Raw genomic sequence first — 26316 nt, 5'->3', positions numbered from 1 at the left:
GGGCGAGTCTGCCAGCCGTTGAGGACAGGGAGTGTCCTCAACGGCTGCGCTCGGCCCCAGCCTCAGCCTCGGCCTCGGTCTCGGTATCGGCCTCAGCCGGCGGCTACGACCGTGACGGACAGGTCGTTGTGGGCCGTGTAGTACGGCTCGCCCTCCACCGGGCCGTGCTCGCTCTCGGCACGGGACTTGGGATAGACGAAGACCGGGTGCTTGTCGACGATGTCGTCGAGCAGCCGCGCGATCCGCACCCGCGGGCCGGTCTCGCCCTGGGGACGCAGCCACAGGTCCCAGTGGCCGGGCCGCAGATCGCCGTAGGAGACGGTGAACCGCAGACCGCCCCGCTCGTCGTTCGCGGTGAGGCCGGTCCGTACGGCGGGCAGCACCCCGTTCTGGTCGGTGAGTTCGACGTACGCGTCGGGGGTGGGCCCGGCGCCGTACGCCCGGACGGTCACCTCCAGTTCGCCGTCGCCGATGTGGAGTTCACCGGCCTCGGCGTGGGGGGAGCGCTCCCAGCTGCGGACGGTGAGGTTGCCGTGCTTGGTGCCGTACGGGATGCGGACGACGATCCGGTCGGCGGAGGGGGTGGGGGCGCGGTCGACGAGGGAGCGCAGGTCGTTGACGCCGGGGGCCAGACGCTGCGGTTCGCCGTCGGCCACCTGGAGGTAGACGTCCCAGAAGCCCTCGGGGACGGCCACGCTGCTGGGCAGCGCGGCCCGCAGACGGCCACCGCCGGCCGGGGTGAGCGGCAGGCGCACTTCCTGGTCGCCGTCGCGGTCGACGAGGACCAGATGGGCGGGGCCGGACACGCCCAGGTCGGCGATGTCGAAGGTCAGGCCGCCCGCGAAGTCGGCGACGCAGTCGGTGCGCGGGGGCGTGTCCCTGTCCTCCTGGTCGTCGCGGTGCGTGGGCTGCTGCGGAGCCAGCGTCATCATGCGGTGCGCCCCTTCTTGAAAGCGGAACGTCCGGCATCCCGAACGGCGTACGCGCCGCCGAGCAGGGCGCCGCGGGTGCGGTGCAGGGAGCCGCGCATCCGGCCCACCGACGAGGAGCCGCCACGGGCGACGAGGTCGCCGAAGAGCGTCTCGTAGCGCTCGGCGATCCGGGACGGGTCGAAGCGCTCGGAGTCCTTGAGCGCGGCCTGCGCCATCCGCTGCCGCTTGTCGTCGTCGTTGATGAGTTCCAGGAGACCGCCGGCGATGGCCTTGACGTTGCCGACCTTGACCAGGCGGCCGTCGACGCCGTCGTCGATGATCTCGCCGGGGCCGTGCGGGCAGTTCGTGGAGACCACCGGCAGGCCGCAGCGCATGGCCTCGACGATCGTCATGCCGAACGACTCCAGGCTGGAGGTGACGGCGGCGATGGAGCCCTTGGCCCACTCGGGCTCGATGGGGTTGGCGGGGCCCATCAGGTACACGTGGTTGTAGAGGCCCAGTTTGTCGACGAGGGCGCGGAGTTTGTCCTTCTGCTTGCCGCCGCCGTAGATCCGCAGCCGCCAGTCGGGCCGCTCCTCACGGACCTTGTCGAAGGCCTTGATGAGCAGGTCGTAGCGCTTGACGGGCGCGAGCCGGCCCGCGGCGACGACCCACTTGCCGGTGCCGTCGGCCGGATCGATGCCGGGCGCGGGCACCGGGTTGGGCACGGCCTGGAGCTGGACCCCGGGCAGCCGCATCTTCGAGCCGTACGCGCGCGCGTCGGCCTCGGTGGTGGTGGTGAGCGCGTCGAGCCGCGGGTAGACGCCGCGCAGGGTGGCGCGCAGGGCCGGGGAGTGGCTGTCGAGCGTGAGGTGCTCCTGGCCGACGCGGATCGGGCCGCGGCGGGTCTGCCGGGCCATGTGCACGTTCAGCCCGGGGCGGGTGCCGACCAGGACGTCGGCGTCGACCGAGGCGAGATGCCCGGCGATACGCCGGTCGGTCAGGACGCTGTACTGGTGGTGACGGCCCTCGGCGCGCGGGAAGACCTTGGCGGGACGCTCCAGGTCGGCGTGCCCCTTGTCTGCGCCGCCCTCCCGGATGTCGACCAGGCCACGCAGCCGGACCTTCGGGCTCACGTCGAAGACGGGCTCGTCACGGTGGCGGAAGACGGAGACGATCTCCACGTCGTGCTGTTCGGCCAGGGTGTTCGCGAGGTTGTAGGTCGTCCGGATCGTCCCCCCGATCCCGTACGCGTTGTGTATGAGGAAAGAAATGTGCATGCGTCCCCCGAGCCCCCTGTTGTCCCTGGTCGTCCGTCAATGGAGGTGCTGGTCCACCACCACACGCTTAGACCCGGGATCCCTGGTAATGGTTGGACATCATCACCAACTTGTTTCGCAACGGTTGCCCGATCGATAGCCGGATGAGGGAACCTGTTCGCCGCGAAACGCATCGGGGTCTGAAGTGGGTTGGTGAAGCGCGTCAGGGCCTGTAGGGCAGTTGCGGCACGTCGAAGCAGGTGTCGTTCATGTCCCCCTGGCTCACCCACCCCTTCCCGTCCTGCCAGCGGGCCACGGACACACACGTCCGGCGTGTCCTCGGGGGCTCGGTGAGCCGCTCGAACCGGACGGGGACGAGGAGTCCGTCGGCGCTGTAGGGCTCGTCGCGGTTCATGAACCGGTCGACACACGCGCGCGTGACGCCCTCCCGGCTCCCCGCGCACGAGCGCGCCGCGTCCGTGAACCACATCGCGGCCGCCCAGCCCTCCAGCTGCCACTGGGAGTGCGTCTTCAGTCCCTTCGTCGCGTCCCGGAACTCCCGTACGGCCTCCTCGCCGGTGTCCTCGTAGTTGCGGCTGGACCCCGTGGCCCACAGGGCGTTGCGGCAGCGCGGAGCGTCCTTGTAGTCCCCGGCGACCGAGGAGGTCCAGTTCTGCACGTTGGTGACCTTGGCGGTGAGCTCGACGCCGGCCTCGTCCAGCGCCTCGCAGAGCCGGGCGTTGCCGTGCCCGTCGATGGCGTCGAAGACCAGGTCGGCGCCCCGCTCCTCGATGTCGGCGGCGGCCGCGCGGAAGTTGGGCAGAGCGAAGTCGACCTGCTCGGTGACCACCTCGTACCCCTCGGCCTTCAGCCCCCGCACGATCAGACGCGCGTACGCGGCCGACGCGGACTGGTTGTACGACACCACCGCGGCCGAACGCGCCCCGTGCTCGCGCTTGAAGTAGCGGTAGACCTCCGTGCCGCCGTACTGCTCGCCGTCCCAGCCGGTCGTGCCGTTCCTGGGCGCGAGGCTGCCGTAGACGCTGTACAGGTACGGGTAGGTGTCGTAGGCCGGGCCGATGGGCTGGCCGCCGATGTCGGGCACGCGCGCGCGGGCCACCTGGGAGGCGCCCGCGTAGTCGAGGGCGGTGGTGGCGACCAGGGCCACCACGTCGTCCTCCTCGACGAGCCGGTGCACGCACTCGTTGTTGCCGACGCCGCTGCCCCCGTCGTCGCACTCCCGCACCTCGACCCGGCGGCCGTCGATGCCACCGCGCGCGTTGAGCGCGGCGAAGTAGGCCTTCGCCCCGTCGCGCGGCCCGGTGAACGCGGCCCCGCCGACCGGGCTGGTGACACTGGTGATGATCCCGACGCGCAGGGGCTCTGCGCTCACCGGCGGCGTGGTGGCGCCCCGGTTCTCGAAGTCGCTCTCCGGGAGCCGGCTGCCGCAGGCCGTCGCCAGGAGGAGCAGCAGGCCTGCGGCGGCCGTCTCAGCAGCCCGGACCGGGTGTCGCATTGCCGCTCAGCGCGACCAGTCCGCACAGTGTCTTGACGGAGACCTTCCAGGTGCCGTCCTGCTCGACGGCCGTGCCCGCCGCGTCCGGCAGGGCCGTGGCGCCCTCCAGGAGCAGCGTGTAGGTCACGTCGGCGTCCGTCGCCGAGGTGAACGTCACCTTCTGGACCTCGGCCTCCACCTGCCCGCCGCGCTCGTCACCGCTGAAGGCGGCCAGCACCGGGCCCATTTCCTCGCCGTTCTCCAGAACCGCCTGCTTCTCCTTGGTGGAGGTGGAGGGGTCGAAGAACGTCTTCCAGTTCTCCTTGATCTGCTTCTCGGCCGCCGCCGTGTCCGCGGGCCCGCTCGCGCTCGTGGGCGATTCGGCGGGTTCGCTCGTCGTCCGTTCCACGGTGGGCGTGGGCGGTGCCGTGTCACCGCCGCCACCGCTGTCGTCGCTGCACGCCGCGAGGGCCGGGGCGAGGAGGAGGACCAGGGCGGCCGCCAGGGCCGTACCCCGTCCCGCCGTCCGTGGGCCGGGGCCCCGCCGTCCGTTCGCCCGCCTGAGGTCGCTCCCGAGAACCATCTGGCTCACCACCGGGTGTCGGACCGGGCGGCACGCGCCCGGTTCTTTCAGGGTCAGCTTGCAGAAGGCATAGTGCAAGCCATCGGCTGCGATGGACAGACACACGACGTGTGGGAGCCCCGGATGCCCCGGATGCGGACAGCCCGACTGCGGACCGTGCACCCCGTCCTGTGGGCCGGCTGGGCCTCGCTCGCCGGCGGCGCGGTCCTGTGTGTCGTCGGCTGGTACGGCGTCTCGGGTGAGCGCTTCGCCGAACGGCAGCTCCCCTATCTGGCCTCCTGCACGGTCCCCGGCGCCGCGCTGATCGTCGCGGGCGCGATCCTCCTCGCCCACGGCCGGAACGCCCTGGCCGCCACGCGGGTCGAGGAGTTGTACGGCCTCCTGGTCGCCGCCGAGCCGGCCGACACTCCCGGGCCGGCGGTGTCCGCGCCCCTCGCCACCAGCGGCACGCTGCTGATGGTGCCCGGCGGCACCCTCTGGCACCGCGCGGACTGCCCGCTGGTGGCCGGCAAGGCGGAGGCGGTGCCGGTGGACTCCCGGGTGCTGGCAGGCGGCGAACTGCGGCCGTGCCCGATCTGCGACGCGCCCTCCGGAAGCGACCCGGCCGGGCCCGCGGAGGGCTGATGGCGTCGCTGACGTACGACCTCACGCTGGCCGGGCTCTCGGTCGGCAGCGCGGCGGCCCTCACCGGAATCGGTCTGATCGTGACGTACCGGGCGACCGGGGTGCTCAACTTCGCGCACGGGGCGATCGCCATGGTGTGCGCGTATCTGCTGCGGCAGTGCACCGTGGAGTGGGGGTGGCCCCTCTGGCTCGGCGCCCTCGTGACCCTGCTGCTGGTCGCCCCCGCGATCGGCCTGGCCCTGGAACGCCTCGTCTTCCGCCCGCTCGCCGTGCTCGGCGGCGACCCGGCGCAGACCCTGGTCGCCTCCATCGGCGTCTTCGTCCTCCTCGTCGGCGGGGCCGCGCTGCTGTGGGGCCAGGGGGCGCGGGACGACGCGCCGACGCTGGTGTCGGCCGACCCGTGGGGGCAGCTGGCGGTGGCCGTGGCGGTCGCGGCGGCCGTGGGCGCGGTCACCCGCTGGACGCGCTTCGGCCGCGAACTCCGCGCCGTCGTGGACGACCGCTCCCTCGCCGTCCTCGGTGGCGTCGACGCGGACCGGGTCGCCGCCGCGGGCTGGGCGTTCGGCTCCTTCACGGCGGGCCTGACGGGCGTCCTGCTGGCCCCGTACGTACGCCTCGACCCGTACGGCCTGCCGCTGCTGGTGATGGAGGTGGTCGCCGTGGCGGTCGCCGCCCGGATGCGCAGCCTCCCGGTGGCCGTGGTGGTGGCGCTGGGCATCGGGATCGCGCAGAGCCAGCTGACCCGGTTCCATCCGTCGGGCTGGGCGGAGCCACTGCTCCAGGCCGTGGGCGCCAATCTCTTCGTGGTCGCCCTCCTCGTCACGGCCCTCGTCCTGCCCGGCGTGGGCACGCGCGACGCGCTGCCACGCACGGCTACCGCGCGGGTCGGGACACCCGCCGGTGCCTGGATCGTGGCGGTCCTGCTGTTCCTGATCCCCCTGGGCTTCGCGGGCCGGGACCTGCACACGTCCGTCCAGGTGCCCGCGCTGGGCGTGATCCTGCTCTCCCTGGTGGTGGTGACGGGCCGGGGCGGTCAGATCTCCCTGGGCCAGGCGGCGTACGCGGGCCTGGGCGCCCTGTTCACGGCACTCCTGGCAGCCGGCCGCTTCCCCTTCCTCCCCGCCCTCCCCGAACTCACCGCACTCCTGGTGGCCGTCCTTCTGGTGGCCCCCCTCGGCCTGCTGACCGGCTGGCCCGCCATCAGCCGCCACGGCCTCGCACTGGCCCTCGCCACCTTCGCCGTGGGCGTCGGCGTGAGCCGTTTCGTCTTCGCCCAGCCGTACGCGGTCTCGGGCCTCACCGTCACCCGCCCCCCGGGCTTCGAGGGCGACCGCGCGTACTACGTGCTGGAGCTGGGCCTGCTGTCCCTGGCGCTCCTGGCCACCCACGCCCTTCGCCGGGGCCGCACCGGGCGGGCCCTCGCCGCGCTGCGGGACCACGAGTCGGGGGCGTCGGCGGCGGGTGTACGCGTCCCGTCGCTGAAGCTGGCGGCGTTCGTGACGGGCGCCGCCCTCGCCGCCCTCGGCGGCGGCATGCTCGCCATGGGTGTCCGCGCCTTCGACCCCGCCGCCTACGACCCCGTCCGCGGCCTCCTCTGGTTCGCCGCGATCGTCGTCCTGGGCGCCGACAGCACACTCGGCGCCCTCGCCGCGGCGGCCCTGCTGGTGGGCCTGGACGCGGGCACCGAGGGCGGCGTGGCCGCGGCGGTCATCGGCGTCCTGGCCGTCCTGGTGGGCCGCTTCCCCGGCGGCCCCTACGAGGCGGTGCGGACCGGGCTCGTACGGCTGCGACCGGGGGCCGGGGGCCACCGCGAGCTGACGGCGGCGGGGGTACGGGCTCGGGAGCGGGTGCGGGTGGGGGCCGGAAGGCCGACGGGGCACGGCAGTGCGGTGGCTGTCCGCCCGACGGACGGTTCGGCAGGGGGCGGTCGGGGCGTCGCGCGGGCGCGGCGGGACGTGCCCGAGGTCACGAGGCCGACGGACGCCTCGACAGCGGCCGGGGGCGTCGGCGGGGCGGACCGCGACGCGGGCGCCGGGGCCACTGCCCGAGACCCCGCCGCGAGCCGACCCGCGACCGGCCACCCGCAGGACCGCGAAGGCACGGGCAAGGGCCGGAGGCGGGTCCGAACCGGCCCCGGACAGCCCACGCCCGAGGCCCACCGCTCATCGCGAGACGGGCAGGACGACCAGGCCGGGCATGAGACGGGCGGGACCGAGCCCGACACGGGCGGAACCGAGCCCAGCACGGGCGAGCCTGGCGGCGTACGGCCCGGGGACCACGCCGGGGAGCGGATCGACGACGTCCACAGACCGCCCACGCCCGACACCGACGCCGACACCGGCATCGGCACCGGCACCGGCACCGGCACCGGCACGCGCACCGAGCACCCGCCCGAGGCCCGCACGGGCGCCCCGCCCCGCCCTGCCCCCGGCCCCACCCCGTCCGCCCGCACCCCGCGCCCCGCCCCTACTCGCTCCCCCTCGTCCTCCCCTTCTCCCTCCCTCCAGGCCCGCCGCCTCCACCTCAGCTACGGCGAGTTCGCGGCCCTCGGCGGTGTCGATCTCGATGTTCTTCCGGGGCGGGTCAGCGCGGTGGTGGGACCCAACGGTGCGGGGAAGAGCACGCTCTTCCACTGTCTGGCCGGGACACTGCGGCCCGACGCCGGGCAGGTGCGCCTCGGCGGGCGGGACATCACCCGGCTGCCCGCGCACGCCCGTACCCGGCTCGGCATCGCCCGGACCTTTCAACAGCTGGCGGTCTTCCCGTCGTTGACCGTGGCCGAGAACGTCCGGGTGGGCGCCGAGCAGGGGCGGATCGCCGATCCCGGGGCCGTGGAGCGGGCGTTGCGGCTGTTCGGGCTGGACGGGCCGGTGCGGAGGGCGCCGGCGGCCGGGCTGCCGACCGGGACGCTGCGCCGGGTCGAGCTGGCGCGGGCGCTCGCCGGAAGCCCTCGGGTGCTGCTGCTCGACGAGCCGGCCGCCGGGCTCGACACGGCCGAGGTGGCCGCCCTCGCCCGGGTGCTGCGCGCCCTCGCCGACGACGGCATGGCCCTGCTGGTCGTCGAGCACGACCTCGACCTCGTCGCGGACCTCGCGGACGTCGTGCACGTCATGGCGGCGGGCCGGATCGTCACCTCCGGACCCGCCGACCACGTCCTCGGTCCACCGGGCGCCCTCGGCCCGCCGGACCCGCCCGACCAGGCGGTCGGACGATGACTCTCATCTCCCTCCGTCACGCCCGCGTCCGCTACGGCCCGCTGGAGGCCCTGCACGGGCTCACCCTCACCGCCCCGGGCCCCGGCGTCACCGTGCTGCTCGGCCGCAACGGCTCCGGCCGTACGACCGCGCTGCGGGCCCTCGCCGGCACGGTGCCGCTCTCCGGCGGTGCCGTGGTGTGGGACGGGGCCGACATCACCAGGACGCCCGCGTACGAGCGCGCCCGGCGGGGCCTGGTCCTCGTACCGGAGCGGCGGGCCGTCTTCGGTTCGCTCACCGTGCGCGAGAACCTCGAACTCGCCGCGCCGGACCTCTCGTACGCCCTGGACGCCTATCCGGGGATCGAACCCCTGCTCCCCCGCCGCGCCGGCACGCTCTCCGGCGGTGAGCAGCGCATGCTCGCCCTCGCCCGCGCGCTGTCGGCCCGCGCGCGTGTCGTCCTCGTGGACGAGCCCACCCAGGGCATGTCACCGGCGGTCGCGGCCCGCACGTACGAGCTGCTGAGCGGCCTCGACGCCTGTGTGGTCGTCGCCGAACAGCGCCTGCCGCCGGGCCTGCGCGAGGTGCCGGGCGTTCTCGTGTACGAACTGCGGCGCGGGGCACTGGCGTTCGGCGGCGAGGCGGCCGAACTCGCCTGACAGGGCGCGGGGAGGGAGCGAGCCGGTCGGGTCAGAGGTCGAGTCGCTGACCGGGCACGATCATGTTCGGGTCGCCGCCGATGACGGCCTTGTTGGCGGCGTAGACCTGTCGCCAGGTGGTGCCGTGCCGGGTGGCGATGCCGCTGAGCGTGTCGCCCTGCCGGACGGTGTAGTCACCGCGGGACGCGCTGCGGTCCGGGTGGCCGGCGGGGCGCGCCGGTGTCTTCGCGGGAGCCGACTTGGCGGACTTCGCGGGCTTCCCGGACCCGGCGGAGTCGGCCGGCCGGGTCGGCTTGCCGGCGGCCGAGCCGGTGGAGGGCGCCGCGGGCGCGCTGCCGGACGCTCCGGCGCGACCGGAGCAGATGGGCCACGCTCCCCAGCCCTGGGCGCGCTGGACCTTCGTGGCGATCGCGATCTGCTGGGCCTTGGAGGCCTTGTCGGCGGTGGCCGCGTAGGCGGTGCCGCCGTAGGCACGCCAGGTGGAGGCGGAGAACTGCAGGCCGCCGTAGTAGCCGTTGCCGGTGTTGATGCGCCAGTTGCCGCCGCTCTCGCACTTGGCGATGCGGTCCCACACTCCGCTGTCGGCCGCCGAGGCGCTGCCGGTGACGGCCAGGAGCCCGAGCGGGGCGAGCAACGCCGCCCCGGCGAGGACCGCCGTCGTACGCGTCCTGCGAGCGCTGCCGCGCGTGGTATCGGCACATTCGGACATGAAGATTCCTCTCCACGGACCCGGGGTCCCCCAAAGGCGGGGCGCTTCCCGCGCGGGGACGCGGGTGTCGCGCTCCGCCCCGTCCGCCGGAGGTGGTGCTGCGCGCTGTCTGGCTCTGCGCGGCCGGCGGACGTACCCGAGCGGTGCTCGTTGCACACGGCCGGGAATGTAGAGAGGTTGACGGGTTGTCAGCAAGCAATCGCTTGTCATACGAGGCCAGTTCGCCGTTACCGCGAGTAGCGACCAATTCCGGCCACCCACTTCATTCCCTGATTTCCGGATATGTCGACCAAGACCCCGGTCGGCCTGTGACCCACTTCACCGGGCCAACTTCGCCGGAGCCTCGGGAAGTTGGCGCGGAGTAACCGATTCCGCCCAGGGATTCACCCTGCGCTGCGGTTGGTTCGATTCCGTTCGTCATCGGGCGTGACTCCGGCCACAGATCGTCCGTTGTCTCCTTCATGAGCCGGAACCTCCGTGCTCATGGGCCGGGCGCCACCCGGCACCGACACCGCACCGCATCCCGAGGAGCCACCGTGCCGCGCATGCTCGACGTCAGCGACGAGGTACGCGCCGAGATCGGCGACGTAGAAGCCGACCGGCTGCTCGCCGGAGAGAACGCCCCCGGCGGCTACGACTGCACGTCGTGCCGCACCCCCGGCGACTCCGAGCAGGAGCGCACCAGCACCGTCCTCTTCGTCGGCGACGAGACAGCCGTGCTCGCCTTCGCCCACGCCACCTGTCTGCCCTCCCAGGTCGTCCAGGTCACCGAGGAGCAGTTGCAGGGCGCCGCCCGTTCCATCGCCGGGGACAGCCCGGCCCAGGCCCAGGCCGCGCCCGAGCAGGCGGTGCTCGGCGTCACCAGCGGGCTGATCCTGCTCAGCGGCGAACTGCACCCGGCGCTGGTCGTCGAGCCGACCGCCCCCATCGCCCGCCCCGGCACGACCGGCGCCGGCGACGACTTCCTGCCACTGCTCATCGAGCAGGGCTTCATGCCGCTCCCCCAGATCGACTCCGTACCGCCCGTGCTGCACGGCTGGTCCGTCCTGCTCGCCATGGGTCAGCTGCACGCCATCCTGCAGCCGGGCACCCCCGGGGGTTCGCCGGTCGCGTGGTGGCAGGCCCATCAGGCGCTGCAGGTCGCCGACGCGTGGCGGGCGGCCGCGAACAAGCATCAGCAGGTGCTGATGTTCGCGGCGCCCGTGGGGTCGATCGGGCGGCAGCCGCGGGAGGATCTGCTGCGGGACGCGCTCGACAAGGCGGCGGCGAACGGGAAGTTGGTGGCGGCGACCCTGCCGCTGGCCGGGACCTGATTCTGCGCCGGGGGTGCGCGCTCGGAGTTTCGCCGTAGGTTGATCGCTGGTCGGCCGGCTGCGGGTCGTACGGGGCTGGTCGCGCAGTTCCCCGCGCCCCTGAAAACAGCAGCGCCCCGGAGGCTGAATGGTTGAGGGAGCGCATCTCTTCCGGGGCGGGGTCGTTGGCACAGACGTGCACGCATTTGACGTTCCCCGCCGCCAGTCCTATCAGTCGATCCCGTCCATGCGGCCGACTCAGGATCCTTCGGGCGGCCCCTCGGCCACGCCCATCTACGACATGCTCTACGCGGAGTGGGTCAGAACCTATCGGTCCCTGCCGGGCGACCGGCACGGGGAGGAGGGCTTGGGGTTCACGGGTTTCGGGAACCTCACCCACGGCTCGGGCGGACAGCACGGCACGGGCTCGTACAACTCCGGCTCGTACGGCGCCCGGCACGCGGCGGGGCATCTCGCCACGCAGCGAGAGACCCAGCCCGGTCACACGGCCACGACGGCGGCCGTGTGGCAGCCGGTCGGGCGGATTCCCACCGGACACACGGGGATGCACCACATCCCGTCGCCCCTGCCCCCGAACCCACGCCGGGGCCTCTGACCACGAAGAGACTCGAAGCGGCGCGCAGGGACACATGAGGAGGGCGGCTGCCCGAGGTCACCGGACCTTCGGGCAGCCGCCCTCCTCATGTACTCGGACCGCTACTTCTTCTTGCCGCGCTTCTCGCGCACCCGCACCGAGATGTGGATCGGGGTGCCGTCGAAGCCGAACTCCTCGCGCAGCCGGCGCTCGATGAAGCGGCGGTAGCCCGCCTCGATGAAGCCGGAGGCGAAGAGGACGAAGCGCGGGGGCTTGGTGCCGGCCTGGGTGCCGAAGAGGATGCGGGGCTGCTTGCCGCCCCGGATCGGGTGCGGGTGGGCGGCGACCAGCTCGCCGAGGAAGGCGTTCAGGCGGCCCGTGGGAACCCGGGTCTCCCAGCCGGCGAGGGCCGTCTCGATCGCGGGGACCAGCTTCTCCATGTGGCGGCCGGTGCGTGCCGAGACGTTGACCCGGGGCGCCCAGGCGACCTGGCCGAGCTCGGTCTCGATCTCCCGCTCCAGGTAGTAGCGGCGCTCCTCGTCGAGGGTGTCCCACTTGTTGTAGGCGATGACGAGCGCGCGGCCCGCCTCGACGGCCATCGTCACGATCCGCTGGTCCTGGATCGAGATGGACTCGGAGGCGTCGATGAGGATGACGGCCACCTCCGCCTTCTCGACGGCGGCTGCGGTGCGCAGCGAGGCGTAGTAGTCGGCGCCCTGCTGGAGGTGGACGCGCTTGCGGATGCCCGCCGTGTCGACGAACTTCCAGGTGATACCGCCGAGTTCGATCAGCTCGTCGACCGGGTCACGGGTGGTGCCCGCGATCTCGTTGACGACGACGCGCTCCTCGTTCGCCACCTTGTTGAGGAGCGAGGACTTGCCGACGTTCGGACGGCCGATGAGCGCGATACGGCGCGGGCCACCGACGGCTGTGCCGAAGCTCTGCTCGGGCGCCTCCGGCAGGGCCTCCAGGACGGCGTCCAGCATGTCGCCGGTGCCGCGGCCGTGCAGCGAGGAGACCGGGTGCGGCTCGCCGATGCCGAGGGACCACAGGGCGGTGGCGTCGGCCTCGCCGCTCGGGCCGTCGACCTTGTTGGCGCAGAGCACCACGGGCTTGTTGGCCTTGCGCAGCAGCCGGACGACGGCCTCGTCGGTGTCGGTGACGCCGACCTTGGCGTCGACGACGAACACGACGGCGTCGGCGGCCTCGATGGCGTACTCGGCCTGGGCGGCGACGGAGGCGTCGATGCCGAGGACGTCCTGCTCCCAGCCGCCGGTGTCGACGACCTTGAAGCGGCGGCCCGCCCACTCGGCCTCGTAGGTGACGCGGTCGCGGGTGACGCCGGGCTTGTCCTCGACGACGGCCTCGCGACGGCCGATGATGCGGTTCACCAGGGTCGACTTGCCGACGTTCGGGCGGCCGACGACGGCGAGGACGGGCAGCGGACCGTGGCCCGCCTCCTCGATCGCGCCCTCGACGTCCTCGATGTCGAAGCCCTCTACCGCGGCGAGCTCCATGAACTCCGCGTACTCGGCGTCGCCAAGCTCTCCGTGCTCGTGCTCGGAGGGAAACTGGTCGTTCATGAAGTCCGTACCTCGTAGTTCATCGTGGTGATCGGTGGAGCGCCCGGCGTGTCCGCCGGACAATCCACTACTCAGTGTCGCCCAGCGCCCGATCGGACGCCCGGCGTTTTACCGGCGGCCGGTGAGCCGCCGGGCATGGTCCAGGTGGGCGCCGAGCTGCTTCTGGATGAGCACGGTCGCCTCGTCGAGTGCCTTGCGTGTACGCCGTCCGCTGCCGTCGCCCGCCTCGAACGGGTCGCCGAAGACGATGTCGACGCGGGAGCGCAGCGGGGGCAGTGCCTTGACCAACCGTCCGCGCCGCTCCGTGCTTCCCAGTACGGCGACCGGGACGATCGGCGCGCCGCTGCGCAGGGCGAAGTAGGAGAGCCCGGCGCGCAGCGAGGCGAAGTCGCCCTCGCCGCGGGTGCCCTCCGGGAAGATGCCGAGCACGCCGCCGTTCGCCAGGACGGCGAGCGCCTGGGTGATGGCGGTGCGGTCGGCGGTCGAACGGTCCACCTCCACCTGGCCGACGGCGCGCATGAACGGGCCGAGCAGCCCGACGAACGCCTCCTTCTTGACCAGGAAGTGCGACGGCCGGGGTGCCACGCCGATGACCATCGGGCCGTCGACGATGTGGGAGTGGTTGGGGGCGAGGATCACCGGGCCGGTCGTGGGGACCCGCCAGGCGCCCAGTACGCGCGGCTTCCACAGCCCGTACATCAGGCCGACACCGATACGCCGGCCCACCTCGGCGCCGCGCGACGAGGGAGCCCCGGCCGGCGGTGTCCCGGCCGAGGTCGCCCGGGCCGACGGGGCCCGGTCCGCGGAGGCTTCGCTCACTTGCCCGCCCGCTTCTCCTCGACGAGGGTGACGACGCACTCGATGACCTGCTGGAGGGTGAGGTCCGAGGTGTCCACCTCGACCGCGTCGTCCGCCTTGGCGAGCGGCGACGTCTTACGGCTGGAGTCGGCCGCGTCCCGCTTGAGCAGGGCCTCACGGGTCGCCTGGACGTCGGAGCCCTTCAGCTCACCGCTGCGGCGGGCGGCGCGGGCCTCCGGGGATGCGGTGAGGAAGATCTTCAGGTCGGCGTCCGGCAGCACGGTCGTACCGATGTCACGGCCCTCGACGACGATGCCGTTCTCGGCGCCCGCCGCGATGGACCGCTGCAGCTCGGTGATACGCGCCCGCACCTCGGGGACGGCGCTCACCGCGCTGACCTTGGAGGTGACCTCCTGGGTGCGGATCGGCCCGGCGACATCCGTGCCGTCGACGGTGATGGTCGGCCCGGACGGGTCGGTCCCCGAGACGATCTCCGGCTTCCCCGCCACGTCGGCGATCGCCGACGGGTCGTCTATGTCGATGGCGTTGTTGACCATCCACCAGGTGATCGCCCGGTACTGGGCCCCCGTGTCCAGGTAGCTCAGCCCGAGCTGCGCGGCCACGGCCTTCGAGGTGCTCGACTTGCCCGTGCCGGAGGGGCCGTCGATGGCAACGATCACTGTGGCGCGTTCCACTGGGGAGCACCTTTCCTGGTCCGAGGTAGGTGGGGCGGGACGGAAGACGCCCCGGACAAGGGTACTGGGTGCGCGTACCCCATCCGGCCGCCCCTCCAGCGCCCCCACCGGTGCCCCTTCCAGCACCGCCCAGCCTTTCCAGCCCGTCCGGCGTTTGAGGACGAGGCCGTCCAGGCCGAAAGCGGGGGCCAGGGGGCGCAGCCCCCGGCGGGGTCCGGGGCGGAGCCCCGGGGATGGGACGGGTAGGGGCGGCGGGGGCGGAAAACCCACGCCGCGCACCGACCCCCTACTGCCGAATCGCCCAGCCCCGCTCCCGCAAGGCCCCCGTCAGCACCACCGCCGCCTTCGGCTCCACCATCAACTGCACCAGCCCGGCCTGCTGCCCGGTGGCGTGCTCGATCCGCACGTCCTCGACGTTGATCCCGGCGGCCCCCGCATCGGCGAAGATCCGCGCCAGCTGCCCCGGCTGGTCGTCGATCAGCACCGCCACCACCTCGTAGACCCGCGGAGCGGACCCGTGCTTGCCGGGCACCCGCACCTGCCCCGCGTTGCCCCGCCGCAGGACGTCCTCGATACCGCTGACGCCCTCACGCCGTTTGGCCTCGTCGGAGGCCTGGAGGGCACGCAGGGCCTGGACGGTCTCGTCGAGGTCGGCGGAGACATCGGCGAGGAGGTCGGCGACCGGCCCGGGATTGGCGGAGAGGATGTCGATCCACATACGCGGGTCGGAGGCCGCGATCCGGGTCACGTCCCGGATGCCCTGCCCGCACAGCCGTACGGCCGCCTCCTCCGCGTGCTCCAGCCGCGCGGCGACCAGGCTGGAGACGAGGTGCGGCATGTGCGAGACCAGGGCGACGGCCCGGTCGTGGGCGTCCGCGTCCATGACCACCGGGACGGCCCGGCAGTGCGAGACCAGCTCCAGGGCGAGGTTCAGGACCTCGGTGTCGGTGTCCCGGGTCGGGGTGAGCACCCAGGGCCGGCCCTCGAAGAGGTCACCGGTGGCGGCCAGCGGCCCGGACTTCTCGCGGCCCGACATGGGGTGGGTGCCGATGTAGGAGGAGAGGTCGAGGCCCAGCTCCTCCAGCTCACGCCGTGGGCCGCCCTTGACGGAGGCCACGTCGAGGTAGCCGCGCGCGAGACCCCGGCGCATGGCGTCGGCGAGGGTCGCGGCCACATGCGCGGGCGGGGCCGCGACGATCGCGAGGTCCACGGGGCCTTCGGGCGCCTCGTCGGTACCGGCGCCGAGCGCGGCCGCCGTACGGGCCTGCTCGGGGTCGTGGTCGACGAGGTGGACGGTGACTCCGCGCTGGGCCAGGGCGAGGGCGGCGGAGGTGCCGATCAGCCCGGTGCCGATGACGAGGGCGGTCCTCACTGGGCGATGTCCTTGCGGAGTGCGGCCGCGGCGCCCAGGTACACGTGGGCGATCTCGGAGCGGGGCCGGTCGGACTCGATGTGCGCGAGGATCCGTACGACCCGGGGCATGGCGCCCGCGATGTCCAGCTCCTGGGCGCAGATCAGCGGGACGTCCACGATGCCGAGCTTGCGCGCGGCGGCGGCCGGGAAGTCGCTGTGCAGGTCGGGGGTGGCCGTGAACCAGATGCTGATCAGGTCGTCCGGGGTGAGTCCGTTGCGCTCCAGGACCGCGGTGAGCAGCTCGCCCACCTGCTCGTCCATGTGCCCCGCCTCGTCCCGTTCGAGTTGGACGGCGCCCCGGACCGCTCGTACCGCCACGGCTCTGCTCCTCGCTGATGTACGTCCCGACTGTCGTTACGTCCAGCGTAGTCAGCGGGCCCCGGGCCGGTGCGCGGCGCCCGCCTGCCGAGACGCCCGGCCCGGGAGGGCGCCCCGGTCGCGGATCACTACCGCAGACCCTGACAATGTCACGCGAACGTCACTGTCCCGCCACTTGGGGTGAAATACCTCCGTGCGCCCCTGGACGCCGTCCCGAGGGTCCGCTTGCATGGGGGAGGCCGTCCGCGCCACGCCTCGGGGGAGGCTCGTATGAAGCGCTCCGGACCACTTCTCACCCTGCTCGGCGGGCTGGTGCTGGCCCTGTTCGTGCTGTCGCTCAACGCGACGACGGGGACCCGTGCCACCTCGTCCTCCACCACGGACGACCCACCACCCGCCTCGGCGTCGCCGGACAGGTCACCCGGCAGGTCACCGAGCCCGTCGCCGGCGAAGACCTCACCGTCGCCGAGCCCGACAGCCGCCCCGCCGGCCGACGCCGACTACGCGGGCCGCACCGACGACGACTCCGCGGCGATCGCCGTCACCCTGCGCGACGGCAGGGCGGTCGCGTACTTCTGCGACGGCCGCGACAAGGAGTCCTGGCTCAGGGGCGACGTCGAGGACGACGGCGGTATGAGGCTGACGAGCAAGGACGGCGCCGAACTGAACGGCACGCTGAAGGGCGCGAGCGTCAGCGGCACGGTCGACATCGGCGGCCTGGAGTACGGCTTCACGGCGCCCGAGACCGGCGAGTCCGCGCTGTACCGCGCCACCGCCAACGTACGCGGGGCCGAGGTCGACGGCGGCTGGATCGTGCTGCCGGACGGCCGCCAGGTCGGCATCGTCAAGCGCGACGGCAAGCCCTCGGCGGCCCCGGAGATCGACCCGGAGACCGGCGCGGTGACGGTCGACGGACGACAGCTCACGGCCCGCCCCGTCACCCCGGAGAGCAGCTCATGACCGTCGACCCGAACGCCGCCACCCAGGACTTCCCTTCCCCGCGGCCCGCCCCCGCCCCCGGCGCCGCCCGCTATCTGGTCCCGGCACTCGTGGCCTGCGCGGTCGCGGTCGGCCTCGGCGCCTACGGCAAGGTGCACGACCCGGCGGGCACCGCGTTCAACCTCGCGGGCTTCAGCAGCACGGGCGCCGTGAAGTCCTGGCTGGCGACGGCGTCGTTCGGCTTCGCGCTCGTCCAGCTGACGTCGGCGCTGATGCTGTACGGCAGGCTGCCGGGCCCGAGTTGGTCGGGGGTGCTGCACCGCTGGTCGGGGCGGGCGGCGTTCCTGATCGCGGTGCCGGTGGCGGTGCACTGTCTGTACGCCCTCGGCTTCCAGACGTACGAATCGCGCGCTTTGTGGCACTCTCTCCTGGGTTGCTTCTTCTTCGGTGTTTTCAGTGCGAAGATGCTGCTGCTCCGCTCGGAGCGACTCCCCGGCTGGCTCCTGCCGATCGTCGGCGGTCTCGTCTTCACCGCGCTCACGGTCGTCTGGCTGACCTCCGCCCTCTGGTTCTTCCGCACGTTCGGAGTGACGACATGACGATGGGTTCGACGCGGCGCACGGTGCTGGCGACCGGCGCGGCGGGCACGGCGGCGCTGCTGGTGGGGTGCGGCGAGTACGGGGACGACGGCGGCGATTCCCAGGAGGAGACCTCGCCCGAGGACACCGGCACGGGCGGGGCCGCCGAGGAGCTGGCGAAGACGGCCGACATCCCGGTGGGCGGCGGCAAGATCTTCAAGGATCGGAAGGTCGTCGTGACGCAGCCCGAGGAGGGCGCCTTCAAGGCCTTCTCGGCGGTCTGCACCCACGCGGGCTGCATCGTCAGCAGTGTCTCGGACGAGACGATCGACTGCGCCTGCCACGGCAGCAAGTTCAAGATCACGAATGGTGCGGTGGTGAAGGGACCGGCGACCGAGCCGCTGCCCGCCGAGGAGATCGAGGTCGCGGGAAATTCGATTCAGCTGGCCTGAGTCACCCCGTACGCTCCCGGGCATGCAGCCCCCGAACCCGCACGCCCTGGTCCGCGACCACACGATCTACGCCTGTGTGATGGGGTCGCGGGCCTTCGGTCTCGCGACGGAGGACAGCGACACGGACCTGCGGGGTGTCTTCCTGGCCCCCACCGAGTTGTTCTGGCGCTTCGAGAAGCCGCCGACGCATGTGGAGGGCCCGGCGGAGGAGCAGTTCGCCTGGGAGCTGGAGCGCTTCTGCCATCTGGCGCTGCGCGCCAACCCGAACATCCTGGAGTGCCTGCACTCCCCCTTGGTGGAGCACGCCGACGCCACCGGCCGCGAACTGCTGGCCCTGCGCGAGGCGTTCCTCTCCCGCCAGGCGCACGAGACGTTCGCCCGGTACGCCCTCGGGCAGCGCAAGAAGCTCGACGCGGACGTCCGCTCGCACGGCGTCCCCCGCTGGAAGCACGCCATGCATCTGCTCCGCCTCCTGATGAGCTGCCGGGACCTGCTGCGCACGGGCGCGCTCACCATCGACGTGGGCGACCAGCGCGAGCCCCTGCTGGCGGTGAAGCGCGGCGAGGTGCCGTGGGCCCGGGTCGAGTCCTGGATGACCCGCCTCGCCACGGAGGCCGAGGAGGCGGCCGACCGCAGCCCCCTGCCGGCGGAGCCGGACCGGGCCCGCGTCGAGGACTTCGTCGTACGGACCCGACGCGCGTCGGCCCTTCGCTCCGGCTCGGACCAGCAGACCGGTGCAACCCCGCAGTCCGGCTCAGCCCTTCAGCCCCTCCAGGCGGACCCGGACGACGAAGTCGTGCAGGGCGTCGTACGCGGACGGGTTCTCCGGCAGCGCTGACAGAGCCTGTTCCCGGTCCAGCACACCCTGCAACCGCTCCACGTCCTCCGCGACGCGCTCCTGGTCGACGTCGGCCTTGCCGTGCTCCAGGGCCGCCTTCGCCGCGACGAGGTCCGGGAGGTACGCGGGGGCCTCCTCGACCTCCGGCAGCAGGGTGGGCAGATGGGCCCGCACCTCGCGGCTGCGCATCAGGTGGATGCCGGTGAGCAGCACCCGGAACGTGTAGAGCAGCGGCTTGAGTTCACCGGTCTTCTCGAAGAGCCGCCACTGTGTGATGGCGAACCCCCGGTAGTGGTGCGCGTGGTGACGGGTGAGCACGCCGGGGGCGAGCGCGATCAGTTCGCGGTGTGCCTCACCGGTGTGCACGACGAGCGGGGAGAGCAACTGCTCCAGCACATAGCCGTTGCGGCGCAGCATCAGCCGGGCGAACTTGCGCAGGTCGTGGGTGACGAGGTCCATCTCGACACCGTCCCGGTCCCACGTCCTCGACCGGGTCTCCTCCGGCTCGCGCAGTCCGACCAGTTCGGCCGCCGGCAGCAGATGCACTCCGCGCAGGTCGACGTCCGAGTCGCGCGAGGGGAAGCCGTACAGATGGGCGCCGGAGACGGTGGCGAAGAGCAAAGGGTCAGGCTGTTCCGCCACCACCGGGGCCAGGTCGAGGTCGAGGGTGTCCGTCATCCCTCAAGCGTCCCAGAGGGCCCCCAGCGACACGAGGTCGCCCTGGTACTCGATCCGGTCGGCCCACTCGGCGGGCCAGGCGTCCGGCCCGTGATAGGCGCCCGCGAACGCGCCGGTGAGGCAGGCGATGGAGTCGGAGTCGCCCGAGGTGCAGGCGGCGCGGCGCAGCGCGGTGACGGGTTCGTCGACGAAGAGCAGGAAGCACAGCAGCCCGGTGGCGAGGGCCTCCTCGGCGATCCAGCCCTCCCCGGTGGCCAGGCAGGGGTCGGTCTCGGGCGACGGGAGCCGCAGGGCCTCCTGGACGCGGTCCAGGGCCTCCAGGCACTCGTCCCAGCCCCGGGAGATGTAGTGCTCGGGCGAGGGGTCATGGCTGTAGGTCCACAGGTCGCCGAGCCAGCGCGCGTGGTACCGGGAGCGGTTGTCGTACGCGTACGAGCGCAGCCGGCCCACCAGCCCCATCGGTTCGACGCCCTGGGCGAGCAGCCGTATCGCGTGGCACGTGAGGTCGGAGGCGGCGAGCGCGGTGGGGTGCCCGTGGGTGAGGGCGGCCTGCAACTGGGCGGCGCCCGCGCGCTGTTCGTCGCTGAGCGGGCCGATCAGACCGAGCGGGGCGACCCGCATGTTGGCGCCGCAGCCCTTGGAGCCGATCTGGCTGGCGAACTGCCACGGGTGGCGCTCGACGGCGAGGAGGCCGCAGGCGACCATGCAGGTGTGGCCGGGGGCGCGGTTGTTCTCCGGGGAGCGGGACCACTCCACGAACTCCTTGCGGACGGCCCGCTCCAGGGCCTCGGCGCCGAGCGAGCCGCGGTCCATGGCCGCGCGCAGCCCGTGTGCCAGCGCCAGGGTCATCTGGGTGTCGTCGGTGACGAGCGCGGGCTTCGGCAGCTCCATCTTCCGCCAGGGGCCGCACTTGGCGAGGATCGACGGGATGTCGTTGAACTCCGTCGGGAAGCCGAGTGCGTCACCGAGGGCGAGACCGAGCAGGGAACCGGTGGCGGAGCGCTTCGTACGCAGCGTCATGGTCATCAGGACCGTCCTTCCGAGGTGGGTCGCAGCAGGGGCGGGTGCAGGGCGGTGGCCCCACCCGCTCGATACAGCGCGGCGGGCTTGCCGCGACCGCCGGTCAGGCGGGCGGCGCCGGGCACCTGTTCGACGAAGCCCGGCGTGGCCAGCACCTTGCGCCGGAAGTTGGGCCGGTCGAGCGGAGTGCCCCACACGGTCTCGTAGACCTGCCGCAGCTCGCCGAGGGTGAACTCGGGCGGACAGAAGGAGGTGGCGAGACAGGTGTATTCGAGCTTGGCGCCGACGCGTTCGTGGGCGTCGGCGAGGATGCGGTCGTGGTCGAAGGCGAGCGGGCCGATGGCGTTGAACCGCAGCCACTGGGCCTGGGCCGCGTCACCGCCGCCGTGCGGGGCGGGCAGGTCCGGGAACAGCGCGGCGAACGCGACGGTGACGATCCGCATCCGGGGGTCCCTGCCGGGTTCGCTGTAGGTCCGCAACTGCTCCAGGTGGAGCCCGGGGACGTCCGTGACCCCGGTCTCCTCCGCGAGCTCGCGCCAGGCGGCCTCCTCCGCGGACTCGTCCGGCAGCACGAACCCGCCGGGCAGCGCCCAGCGTCCCGCGTACGGCTCCTGCCCGCGCTCGACGAGCAGCACCTGGAGGGTGCCCGCGCGGACGGTGAAGACGGCCAGGTCGACGGTGACGGCGAAGGGCTCGTAGGCGTACTTGTCGTAGCCCTCGGGTGAGGCCATGCCCACCACCCCCTTTATGGTCACCATGACTAATAGTCATAACGACCATAAACCTTGCGAGCGCCCGGGCACAACCCTTTTACGGGGAAAGGAAGCCCAAGAGCGGGGCCGGGAACGGCAAAGGGCCGCCCCCGGAGGCAAACCCGGGACCGGCCCACCGCTCGAACGCGGCCAAGGATTCCGAACGGAATCCGGTGGAATCTAGAGGTCGACCTCCTGCATCAGCATCCCGACCTCGGTGTTCGACAGCCGGCGCAGCCAGCCCGACTTCTGGTCGCCGAGGGTGATCGGCCCGAAGGCGACGCGCACCAGCTTGTCGACCGGGAACCCGGCCTCCGCCAGCATCCGGCGCACGATGTGCTTGCGCCCCTCGTGCAGGGTCACCTCGACCAGGTAGTTCTTGCCGGTCTGCTCGACGACCCGGAAGTGGTCCGCGCGCGCGTACCCGTCCTCCAGCTGGATGCCGTCCTTGAGCCGCTTGCCCAGGTCGCGCGGGATCGGGCCCACGATGTGCGCGAGGTAGACCTTCTTCACGCCGTACTTGGGGTGGGTCAGCCGGTGCGCCAGCTCACCGTGGTTGGTGAGCAGGATGACGCCCTCGGTCTCGGTGTCGAGCCGTCCGACGTGGAAGAGCCGCGTCTCGCGGTTGGTCACGTAGTCGCCGAGGCACTGCCGGCCCTCGTTGTCCTCCATCGTGGAGACGACACCGGCCGGCTTGTTCAGCGAGAAGAACTGGTACGACTGCGTCGCGACCGTCAGCCCGTCGACCTTGACCTCGTCCTTCTCCGGGTCGACGCGCTTGCCCTGCTCCAGGACGATCTCGCCGTTGACCTCGACCCGCGCCTGCTCGATCAGCTCCTCGCAGGCCCGCCGGGAGCCGTAGCCCGCGCGCGCGAGGATCTTCTGCAGCCGCTCGCCCTCCTGCTCGGCGCCCGGGAAGGTCTTGGGCAGCTTGACGTCCTTCTTGTTCGCGTACCGCTCCCGGTTGCGCTCCTCGGCGCGCGCGTCGTACTCACGCGAGGTCGCCGGGGCCCAGCGGCCGCGCCCTCCGGTCGGGGACTGCCTGGGGCCGCCCTTGGCACCGCCGCGGGCGGACGCGCCGCGCCCCGACTTCGGGCCGTCCTGGGTGCCGCCGGCGCCCACGTCGTAGCGCCGCTCCTCCGGGCGCGGCTTCTTCGGCCGGCCGCCCTGCTTGTCGTCGCGGTCGTTCCCGGCGCCACGGTAGTTACCGCGGCCACCGCTGCTCCCGCCGCGGCCGCCGCTGTTGCCACCACGGCTCCCGCCGTTGTTTCCGCTGCTGTTCCTGCCGCTGCTGCTTCGCATCAAAGTTCCGTCTTGTCGTCTGCGTCCTCGGAATCCGGAGCGTCCGGATCGAACGACGGGACCGCTTCCAGCGTCTCGGCCTCGATCGCCTCCGCCTCCGGGAGGAAGGGCGCGAGCTCCGGGAGCTCGTCCAGGCCGCGCAGGCCCATCCGCTCCAGGAAGTAGTTCGTCGTCCTGTACAGGATCGCACCTGTTTCGGGTTCCGCGCCCGCCTCCTCGACCAGACCCCTCTGCAGCAGGGTCCGCATGACCCCGTCGCAGTTGACTCCACGCACGGCCGAGACCCTGCTCCGGCTCACCGGCTGCCGGTACGCGACCACGGCCAGCGTCTCCAGCGCGGCCTGGGTCAGCCGGGCCTGCTGCCCGTCCAGGACGAACCGCTCGACGGCGGCGGCGTACTCGGGCCGGGTGTAGTACCGCCACCCGCCGGCGATCAGCCGCAGCTCGAACCCACGCCCCTGGACCGCGTACTCGTCGGCCAGTTCCCTGAGCGCCTTGGCGATCTGCCGCTTGGGCCGCTCCAGGATCTTGCTCAGATGCTCCACCGTGGCGGGCTCGTCCACGACCATGAGGACGGCCTCCAGGGCGGGCTTGAGGTCGAGGTCGGCGACGGTACGCAGACCCGCGGGCACCTCGGTTCTCTCCTCGCTCACGCCTTCTCCTCCTCGGACGACCCGGACGACTCCTTGGTCGGCCCGGACGGCTTGGACGACTCGGGCAGCTCGGGCGGCCGGTCGAACTCGTCCGTGACCATGGGCTCCGCGCCCTCGTCCCCACCGGTCCAGCGCACGAGCAGCTCCCCGAGCGCGGTCTCCTGATCGAGGGCCACGGCCTTCTCCCGGTACAGCTCCAGCAGCGCGAGGAACCGGGCAACGACTGTGAGGGTGTCATCGGTGTCCTCGACGAGCACCCGGAAGGACGCCTCCCCCAGCTCCCGCAGCCGCGCGACGACGATCCCGGCCTGCTCCTGCACGCTGACGAGGGGCGCGTGGATGTGATCGACGTACACCTGGGGCTTCGGCTTGGGCTGCATCGCCTTCACGGCCAGCCTGGCGAATCCTTCCGCCCCGATGCTGATGACCACCTCGGGCAACAGCTCCGCGTGCTGCGGCTCCAGCCCGACGGTCCGCGGATACCGCCGCGCCTCCTCGTCCAGCCGCCGGTTGAAGATCTCCGCGATCCGTTTGTACGCCCGGTACTGCAGCAGCCGCGCGAACAGCAGATCCCGGGCTTCGAGCAGCGCGAGATCCGCCTCGTCCTCGACCTCGGCGGCGGGCAGCAGCCGGGCGGCCTTCAGATCCAGCAACGTGGCGGCGACGACCAGGAACTCGGTCGTCTCGTCGAGATCCCAGTCCGACCCCATGGCCCGGATGTGCGCCATGAACTCATCGGTCACCTTGGACAGCGCGACCTCGGTGACGTCCAGCTTGTGCTTGGAGATCAACTGAAGAAGCAGATCGAAGGGCCCCTCAAAGTTGGCAAGCCGAACCTTGAAGACCCCGTTATCGGACTCCTCGGGCTCGACAGCAGAGGCCACCGCTTCGGCTTCGGCTTCGGCGGGGACGGCAGCAGGCGACGCCTCATCACCGCCGCCCGCGTTGTGGGCAGGCGTTCCGTAGGGCGATGGGGGTGCCCCCGCTCGAGCGAAGTCGAGAGTGGGGGAGGGTGGGCACAACGCACCACCGGCCTCGGCCGAAGAACGCTCCTCAGCCGAGGACTCGCTCGTGACCGGCTCAGCCGGCGGAGCCAAAGGCGGAGCGGCCGGCCCCTTCCCCAGCGCACGCCGACGACCGGCGGAACCACCGGAGGCCGAGCCGGCGCCAGAGGAGTCAAACGAGGTCATAGCCCCCGCAGGCTACCTCTACCGCCCACGAAGCCGTCGTACGAGGATGCTCGCGTCCCCACGGGACTCCAGATCCGCCAGCACCACGGCGACAGCCTCCCGCACGATCCGCCCACGGTCGACGGCGAGCCCGTGCTCCCCGCGCAGCACCAGCCGCGCGTGTTCGAGGTCCATCAGCTCCTCGGCGGAGACATACACGGTGATCTTCTCGTCGTGCCGCTCCCGCCCACTGGGCCGGCGCCCGGAACCCCGCCCCCGCTTGCGCGGCGCACCGGCGGCAGAACCTTCCTGCGGCTTGGGCGGACGCCCACCCGCGGCGGCCCGCTCGGACCCGGCCGCGGCGGAACGACTGCGCGGCTGTTCACCGTCGGACTCGGCGTCCGCGGCCACATGCTCGGACCCCTCGCCGTCACCGCCCTGTACGGGCACGGACGGCGGCGCGTCCTCCGCTCCGGCGGCCCCGTCGCTGTCCCCGGCGGGAGCGGGCACACGGGCTTCTCCGTTGGCCCCCCGCCGGGGAGTGGACGGCTGCAGCGCCATTCCCCCTGTCGTACGGAAGAGTTCGTCGGCCCCCGGCAGACTCACTCGGCGTGACACCGGGCGAGCACCTCCCTGGCGAGCTGACGGTAGGCGGCGGCGCCGACGGAGTTGGAGGCGTACGTGGTGATCGGCTCACCGGCGACCGTGGTCTCCGGGAAGCGGACCGTGCGCCCGATGACCGTGTGGTAGACGTGCTCGTCGAACGCCTCGACGACACGTGCGAGGACCTCACGGCTGTGCACGGTGCGCGAGTCGTACATCGTGGCGAGGATGCCGTCGAGCTCCAGGTCGGGGTTGAGCCGCTCCTGGACCTTCTCGATGGTCTCCGTCAGCAGTGCGACTCCGCGCAGGGCGAAGAACTCGCACTCCAGGGGCACTATCACCTTGTGTGCGGCCGTCAGCGCGTTCACGGTGAGCAGGCCGAGCGAGGGCTGACAGTCGATCACGATGTAGTCGTAGTCGGCCAGCAGCGGCTTGAGCGCCCGCTGCAGCGTGGACTCGCGCGCGACCTCGGAGACCAGCTGGACCTCGGCCGCGGACAGGTCGATGTTGCTCGGCAGCAGGTCCATGTTGGGGACCGCGGTCTTCAGCAGGACCTCGTCGGCCGACATGCCCCGCTCCATGAGCAGGTTGTAGACCGTGAGGTCGAGCTCCATCGGGTTCACGCCGAGGCCGACCGAGAGGGCGCCCTGCGGGTCGAAGTCGACGAGCAGGACCCGGCGGCCGTACTCCGCGAGCGCGGCACCCAGGTTGATGGTCGACGTGGTCTTGCCGACGCCGCCCTTCTGGTTGCACATCGCGATGATCTTCGCGGGCCCGTGGTCGGTCAGCGGGCCCGGGATCGGGAAGTACGGCAGCGGGCGACCGGTCGGACCGATGCGCTCGCGGCGCTGGCGGGCCGCGTCGGGCGCGAGCGTGGCCGCGTACTCCGGATCGGGCTCGTACTCGGCGTCGGGGTCGTAGAAGTGCCCGTCGGGCAGCTCGTCGTAGTCGGCGAAGTGGTTGTGGACCCCGCCACTTCCGTCGCCGGCCATGGCGTTCACGTGTAGGCCATCCATGCTCTGGAGTGCTGTCGGAGTTGCCTGCGGACTCTGGTGGGCTGCGAAGGTGCGGACAGCGACGGAGCCGACAGCCGCGAACCCCATAGGGCCCGAGACCGGCGCAGGCATTCCTGGTTGACCACCCCCGGGAGTAAATGTCGACTCATTCACAAGTCGTCTTACCTCCTTGGTGACCAGGAAACTTC

27 protein-coding genes are annotated in these 26316 nt (G+C 72.4%); 9 read left to right on the top strand and 18 right to left on the bottom strand.

The features are described from left to right. Positions 1-92 precede the first annotated feature (92 nt). From ABT147_RS26205 to ABT147_RS26190, 4 genes are all read right to left on the bottom strand, one after another. Positions 93-929 (bottom strand): hypothetical protein, encoded by an 837-nt coding sequence (locus tag ABT147_RS26205; RefSeq protein ID WP_351410462.1) that lies wholly within the window; start codon positions 927-929, stop codon positions 93-95. After that, positions 929-2191, bottom strand: a complete 1263-nt coding sequence (locus tag ABT147_RS26200) for a glycosyltransferase family 4 protein (RefSeq protein ID WP_351410330.1) — start codon at positions 2189-2191, stop codon at positions 929-931. The genes ABT147_RS26205 and ABT147_RS26200 overlap by 1 nt, the downstream gene beginning before the upstream one ends. A gap of 202 nt (positions 2192-2393) precedes the next feature. Further along, a complete protein-coding gene (locus tag ABT147_RS26195) occupies positions 2394-3686 on the bottom strand; it encodes an ABC transporter substrate-binding protein (RefSeq protein WP_351410328.1) in 1293 nt (430 codons plus the stop codon). Next, positions 3661-4248 (bottom strand): MTB12 C-terminal domain-containing protein, encoded by a 588-nt coding sequence (locus tag ABT147_RS26190; RefSeq protein WP_351410326.1) that lies wholly within the window; start codon positions 4246-4248, stop codon positions 3661-3663. The genes ABT147_RS26195 and ABT147_RS26190 overlap by 26 nt, the downstream gene beginning before the upstream one ends. Before the next feature lie 132 nt (positions 4249-4380). On the opposite strand from ABT147_RS26190, the gene ABT147_RS26185 reads away from it, so the two are divergent. From ABT147_RS26185 to ABT147_RS26175, 3 genes are read left to right on the top strand one after another with little or no spacing between them, the layout of a single operon-like run. Beyond that, a complete protein-coding gene (locus ABT147_RS26185; protein WP_351410324.1) occupies positions 4381-4872 on the top strand; it encodes a hypothetical protein in 492 nt (163 codons plus the stop codon). Then, complete coding sequence (locus tag ABT147_RS26180) at positions 4872-8087, top strand: ABC transporter permease subunit (RefSeq protein WP_351410322.1); 3216 nt, start codon at positions 4872-4874, stop codon at positions 8085-8087. The genes ABT147_RS26185 and ABT147_RS26180 overlap by 1 nt, the downstream gene beginning before the upstream one ends. Further along, the gene (locus ABT147_RS26175) at positions 8084-8725 is read left to right on the top strand and encodes an ATP-binding cassette domain-containing protein (RefSeq protein ID WP_351410320.1); all 642 of its coding nucleotides are present in this window, start codon (positions 8084-8086) and stop codon (positions 8723-8725) included. Before ABT147_RS26180 ends, ABT147_RS26175 begins: the two co-directional genes overlap by 4 nt. Positions 8726-8756: 31 nt before the next feature. On the opposite strand, the gene ABT147_RS26170 is transcribed toward ABT147_RS26175, so the two are convergent. Beyond that, the gene (locus ABT147_RS26170) at positions 8757-9434 is read right to left on the bottom strand and encodes a LysM peptidoglycan-binding domain-containing protein (RefSeq protein WP_351410318.1); all 678 of its coding nucleotides are present in this window, start codon (positions 9432-9434) and stop codon (positions 8757-8759) included. Between the two features lie 536 nt (positions 9435-9970). Here ABT147_RS26170 and ABT147_RS26165 point away from each other — a divergent pair. Both ABT147_RS26165 and ABT147_RS26160 read left to right on the top strand, forming a co-directional pair. Beyond that, a complete protein-coding gene (locus ABT147_RS26165; protein WP_351410317.1) occupies positions 9971-10747 on the top strand; it encodes a DUF8842 C-terminal domain-containing protein in 777 nt (258 codons plus the stop codon). A 226-nt stretch (positions 10748-10973) separates the two neighbouring features. Further along, positions 10974-11342 carry a hypothetical protein gene (locus tag ABT147_RS26160; RefSeq protein ID WP_351410315.1) on the top strand — a complete coding sequence of 123 codons (369 nt, stop codon included), beginning with the start codon at positions 10974-10976 and terminating at the stop codon, positions 11340-11342. A 101-nt stretch (positions 11343-11443) separates the two neighbouring features. Here ABT147_RS26160 and der read toward each other — a convergent pair whose 3' ends face one another. From der to aroH, 5 genes are all read right to left on the bottom strand, one after another. Then, entirely contained in the window at positions 11444-12904 is a 1461-nt protein-coding gene (der, locus tag ABT147_RS26155; RefSeq protein WP_351410313.1) for a ribosome biogenesis GTPase Der, read from the bottom strand. Between the two features lie 108 nt (positions 12905-13012). After that, positions 13013-13723: a lysophospholipid acyltransferase family protein gene (locus ABT147_RS26150; RefSeq protein ID WP_502983158.1), complete on the bottom strand. Its 711-nt coding sequence runs from the start codon at positions 13721-13723 to the stop codon at positions 13013-13015. Continuing rightward, positions 13720-14397, bottom strand: coding sequence for a (d)CMP kinase (gene cmk / locus ABT147_RS26145; protein ID WP_351410309.1), 678 nt, complete (start codon positions 14395-14397; stop codon positions 13720-13722). The genes ABT147_RS26150 and cmk overlap by 4 nt, the downstream gene beginning before the upstream one ends. Before the next feature lie 286 nt (positions 14398-14683). After that, complete coding sequence (locus ABT147_RS26140) at positions 14684-15769, bottom strand: prephenate dehydrogenase (RefSeq protein WP_351410307.1); 1086 nt, start codon at positions 15767-15769, stop codon at positions 14684-14686. Continuing rightward, positions 15766-16128: a chorismate mutase gene (gene aroH / locus ABT147_RS26135; RefSeq protein WP_351410305.1), complete on the bottom strand. Its 363-nt coding sequence runs from the start codon at positions 16126-16128 to the stop codon at positions 15766-15768. Before aroH ends, ABT147_RS26140 begins: the two co-directional genes overlap by 4 nt. 270 nt (positions 16129-16398) lie before the next feature. On the opposite strand from aroH, the gene ABT147_RS26130 reads away from it, so the two are divergent. From ABT147_RS26130 to ABT147_RS26115, 4 genes are read left to right on the top strand one after another with little or no spacing between them, the layout of a single operon-like run. Beyond that, entirely contained in the window at positions 16399-17088 is a 690-nt protein-coding gene (locus tag ABT147_RS26130) for a hypothetical protein (protein WP_351410303.1), read from the top strand. Beyond that, positions 17085-17666, top strand: a complete 582-nt coding sequence (locus ABT147_RS26125) for a DUF6529 family protein (protein ID WP_351410301.1) — start codon at positions 17085-17087, stop codon at positions 17664-17666. Before ABT147_RS26130 ends, ABT147_RS26125 begins: the two co-directional genes overlap by 4 nt. After that, positions 17663-18097, top strand: coding sequence for a Rieske (2Fe-2S) protein (locus ABT147_RS26120; RefSeq protein WP_351410299.1), 435 nt, complete (start codon positions 17663-17665; stop codon positions 18095-18097). The genes ABT147_RS26125 and ABT147_RS26120 overlap by 4 nt, the downstream gene beginning before the upstream one ends. Before the next feature lie 22 nt (positions 18098-18119). After that, positions 18120-18935, top strand: coding sequence for a nucleotidyltransferase domain-containing protein (locus ABT147_RS26115; protein WP_351410297.1), 816 nt, complete (start codon positions 18120-18122; stop codon positions 18933-18935). On the opposite strand, the gene ABT147_RS26110 is transcribed toward ABT147_RS26115, so the two are convergent. The 8 genes from ABT147_RS26110 to ABT147_RS26075 all read right to left on the bottom strand — a co-directional run bounded on the left by ABT147_RS26110 (position 18852) and on the right by ABT147_RS26075 (position 26239). Then, positions 18852-19613 (bottom strand): nucleotidyltransferase domain-containing protein, encoded by a 762-nt coding sequence (locus tag ABT147_RS26110; protein ID WP_351410295.1) that lies wholly within the window; start codon positions 19611-19613, stop codon positions 18852-18854. The two genes, ABT147_RS26115 and ABT147_RS26110, sit on opposite strands and share 84 nt — an antisense overlap. Before the next feature lie 3 nt (positions 19614-19616). Beyond that, on the bottom strand, positions 19617-20639 hold the full coding sequence (locus ABT147_RS26105; RefSeq protein WP_351410293.1) for an ADP-ribosylglycohydrolase family protein: 1023 nt from the start codon (positions 20637-20639) through the stop codon (positions 19617-19619). Beyond that, complete coding sequence (locus ABT147_RS26100; protein WP_351410460.1) at positions 20639-21364, bottom strand: NUDIX hydrolase; 726 nt, start codon at positions 21362-21364, stop codon at positions 20639-20641. Before ABT147_RS26100 ends, ABT147_RS26105 begins: the two co-directional genes overlap by 1 nt. 201 nt (positions 21365-21565) lie before the next feature. Then, a complete protein-coding gene (locus tag ABT147_RS26095) occupies positions 21566-22687 on the bottom strand; it encodes a pseudouridine synthase (RefSeq protein ID WP_351410291.1) in 1122 nt (373 codons plus the stop codon). Then, complete coding sequence (scpB, locus tag ABT147_RS26090; RefSeq protein WP_351410289.1) at positions 22687-23340, bottom strand: SMC-Scp complex subunit ScpB; 654 nt, start codon at positions 23338-23340, stop codon at positions 22687-22689. Before scpB ends, ABT147_RS26095 begins: the two co-directional genes overlap by 1 nt. After that, on the bottom strand, positions 23337-24530 hold the full coding sequence (locus ABT147_RS26085) for a segregation and condensation protein A (protein WP_351410287.1): 1194 nt from the start codon (positions 24528-24530) through the stop codon (positions 23337-23339). The genes scpB and ABT147_RS26085 overlap by 4 nt, the downstream gene beginning before the upstream one ends. Before the next feature lie 18 nt (positions 24531-24548). Then, positions 24549-25127, bottom strand: a complete 579-nt coding sequence (locus ABT147_RS26080) for a hypothetical protein (RefSeq protein WP_351410285.1) — start codon at positions 25125-25127, stop codon at positions 24549-24551. Then, positions 25112-26239, bottom strand: a complete 1128-nt coding sequence (locus tag ABT147_RS26075; RefSeq protein WP_328840009.1) for a ParA family protein — start codon at positions 26237-26239, stop codon at positions 25112-25114. The genes ABT147_RS26080 and ABT147_RS26075 overlap by 16 nt, the downstream gene beginning before the upstream one ends. Positions 26240-26316 lie beyond the last annotated feature (77 nt).

The sequence above is a fragment of the Streptomyces sp. NPDC001868 genome, from assembly GCF_040297125.1.
Classification (GTDB): domain Bacteria; phylum Actinomycetota; class Actinomycetes; order Streptomycetales; family Streptomycetaceae; genus Streptomyces.
The sequence above is the reverse complement of the archived record's forward strand: the minus strand, read 5'-3'. Positions and strand labels throughout refer to the sequence as shown.

What these genes read in the sequence shown, in the direction of transcription:
- ABT147_RS26205 (WP_351410462.1), bottom strand. Translation starts at nt 929, where the DNA reads ATGACGCTGGCTCCGCAGCAGCCCACGCACCGCGACGACCAGGAGGAC.
- ABT147_RS26200 (WP_351410330.1), bottom strand. Translation starts at nt 2,191, where the DNA reads ATGCACATTTCTTTCCTCATACACAACGCGTACGGGATCGGGGGGACG.
- ABT147_RS26195 (WP_351410328.1), bottom strand. Translation starts at nt 3,686, where the DNA reads ATGCGACACCCGGTCCGGGCTGCTGAGACGGCCGCCGCAGGCCTGCTG.
- ABT147_RS26190 (WP_351410326.1), bottom strand. Translation starts at nt 4,248, where the DNA reads ATGGTTCTCGGGAGCGACCTCAGGCGGGCGAACGGACGGCGGGGCCCC.
- ABT147_RS26185 (WP_351410324.1), top strand. Translation starts at nt 4,381, where the DNA reads ATGCGGACAGCCCGACTGCGGACCGTGCACCCCGTCCTGTGGGCCGGC.
- ABT147_RS26180 (WP_351410322.1), top strand. Translation starts at nt 4,872, where the DNA reads ATGGCGTCGCTGACGTACGACCTCACGCTGGCCGGGCTCTCGGTCGGC.
- ABT147_RS26175 (WP_351410320.1), top strand. Translation starts at nt 8,084, where the DNA reads ATGACTCTCATCTCCCTCCGTCACGCCCGCGTCCGCTACGGCCCGCTG.
- ABT147_RS26170 (WP_351410318.1), bottom strand. Translation starts at nt 9,434, where the DNA reads ATGTCCGAATGTGCCGATACCACGCGCGGCAGCGCTCGCAGGACGCGT.
- ABT147_RS26160 (WP_351410315.1), top strand. Translation starts at nt 10,974, where the DNA reads ATGCGGCCGACTCAGGATCCTTCGGGCGGCCCCTCGGCCACGCCCATC.
- der (WP_351410313.1), bottom strand. Translation starts at nt 12,904, where the DNA reads ATGAACGACCAGTTTCCCTCCGAGCACGAGCACGGAGAGCTTGGCGAC.
- ABT147_RS26130 (WP_351410303.1), top strand. Translation starts at nt 16,399, where the DNA reads ATGAAGCGCTCCGGACCACTTCTCACCCTGCTCGGCGGGCTGGTGCTG.
- ABT147_RS26125 (WP_351410301.1), top strand. Translation starts at nt 17,085, where the DNA reads ATGACCGTCGACCCGAACGCCGCCACCCAGGACTTCCCTTCCCCGCGG.
- ABT147_RS26120 (WP_351410299.1), top strand. Translation starts at nt 17,663, where the DNA reads ATGACGATGGGTTCGACGCGGCGCACGGTGCTGGCGACCGGCGCGGCG.
- ABT147_RS26115 (WP_351410297.1), top strand. Translation starts at nt 18,120, where the DNA reads ATGCAGCCCCCGAACCCGCACGCCCTGGTCCGCGACCACACGATCTAC.
- ABT147_RS26110 (WP_351410295.1), bottom strand. Translation starts at nt 19,613, where the DNA reads ATGACGGACACCCTCGACCTCGACCTGGCCCCGGTGGTGGCGGAACAG.
- ABT147_RS26105 (WP_351410293.1), bottom strand. Translation starts at nt 20,639, where the DNA reads ATGACCATGACGCTGCGTACGAAGCGCTCCGCCACCGGTTCCCTGCTC.
- ABT147_RS26100 (WP_351410460.1), bottom strand. Translation starts at nt 21,364, where the DNA reads ATGGCCTCACCCGAGGGCTACGACAAGTACGCCTACGAGCCCTTCGCC.
- ABT147_RS26095 (WP_351410291.1), bottom strand. Translation starts at nt 22,687, where the DNA reads ATGCGAAGCAGCAGCGGCAGGAACAGCAGCGGAAACAACGGCGGGAGC.
- ABT147_RS26085 (WP_351410287.1), bottom strand. Translation starts at nt 24,530, where the DNA reads ATGACCTCGTTTGACTCCTCTGGCGCCGGCTCGGCCTCCGGTGGTTCC.
- ABT147_RS26075 (WP_328840009.1), bottom strand. Translation starts at nt 26,239, where the DNA reads ATGCCTGCGCCGGTCTCGGGCCCTATGGGGTTCGCGGCTGTCGGCTCC.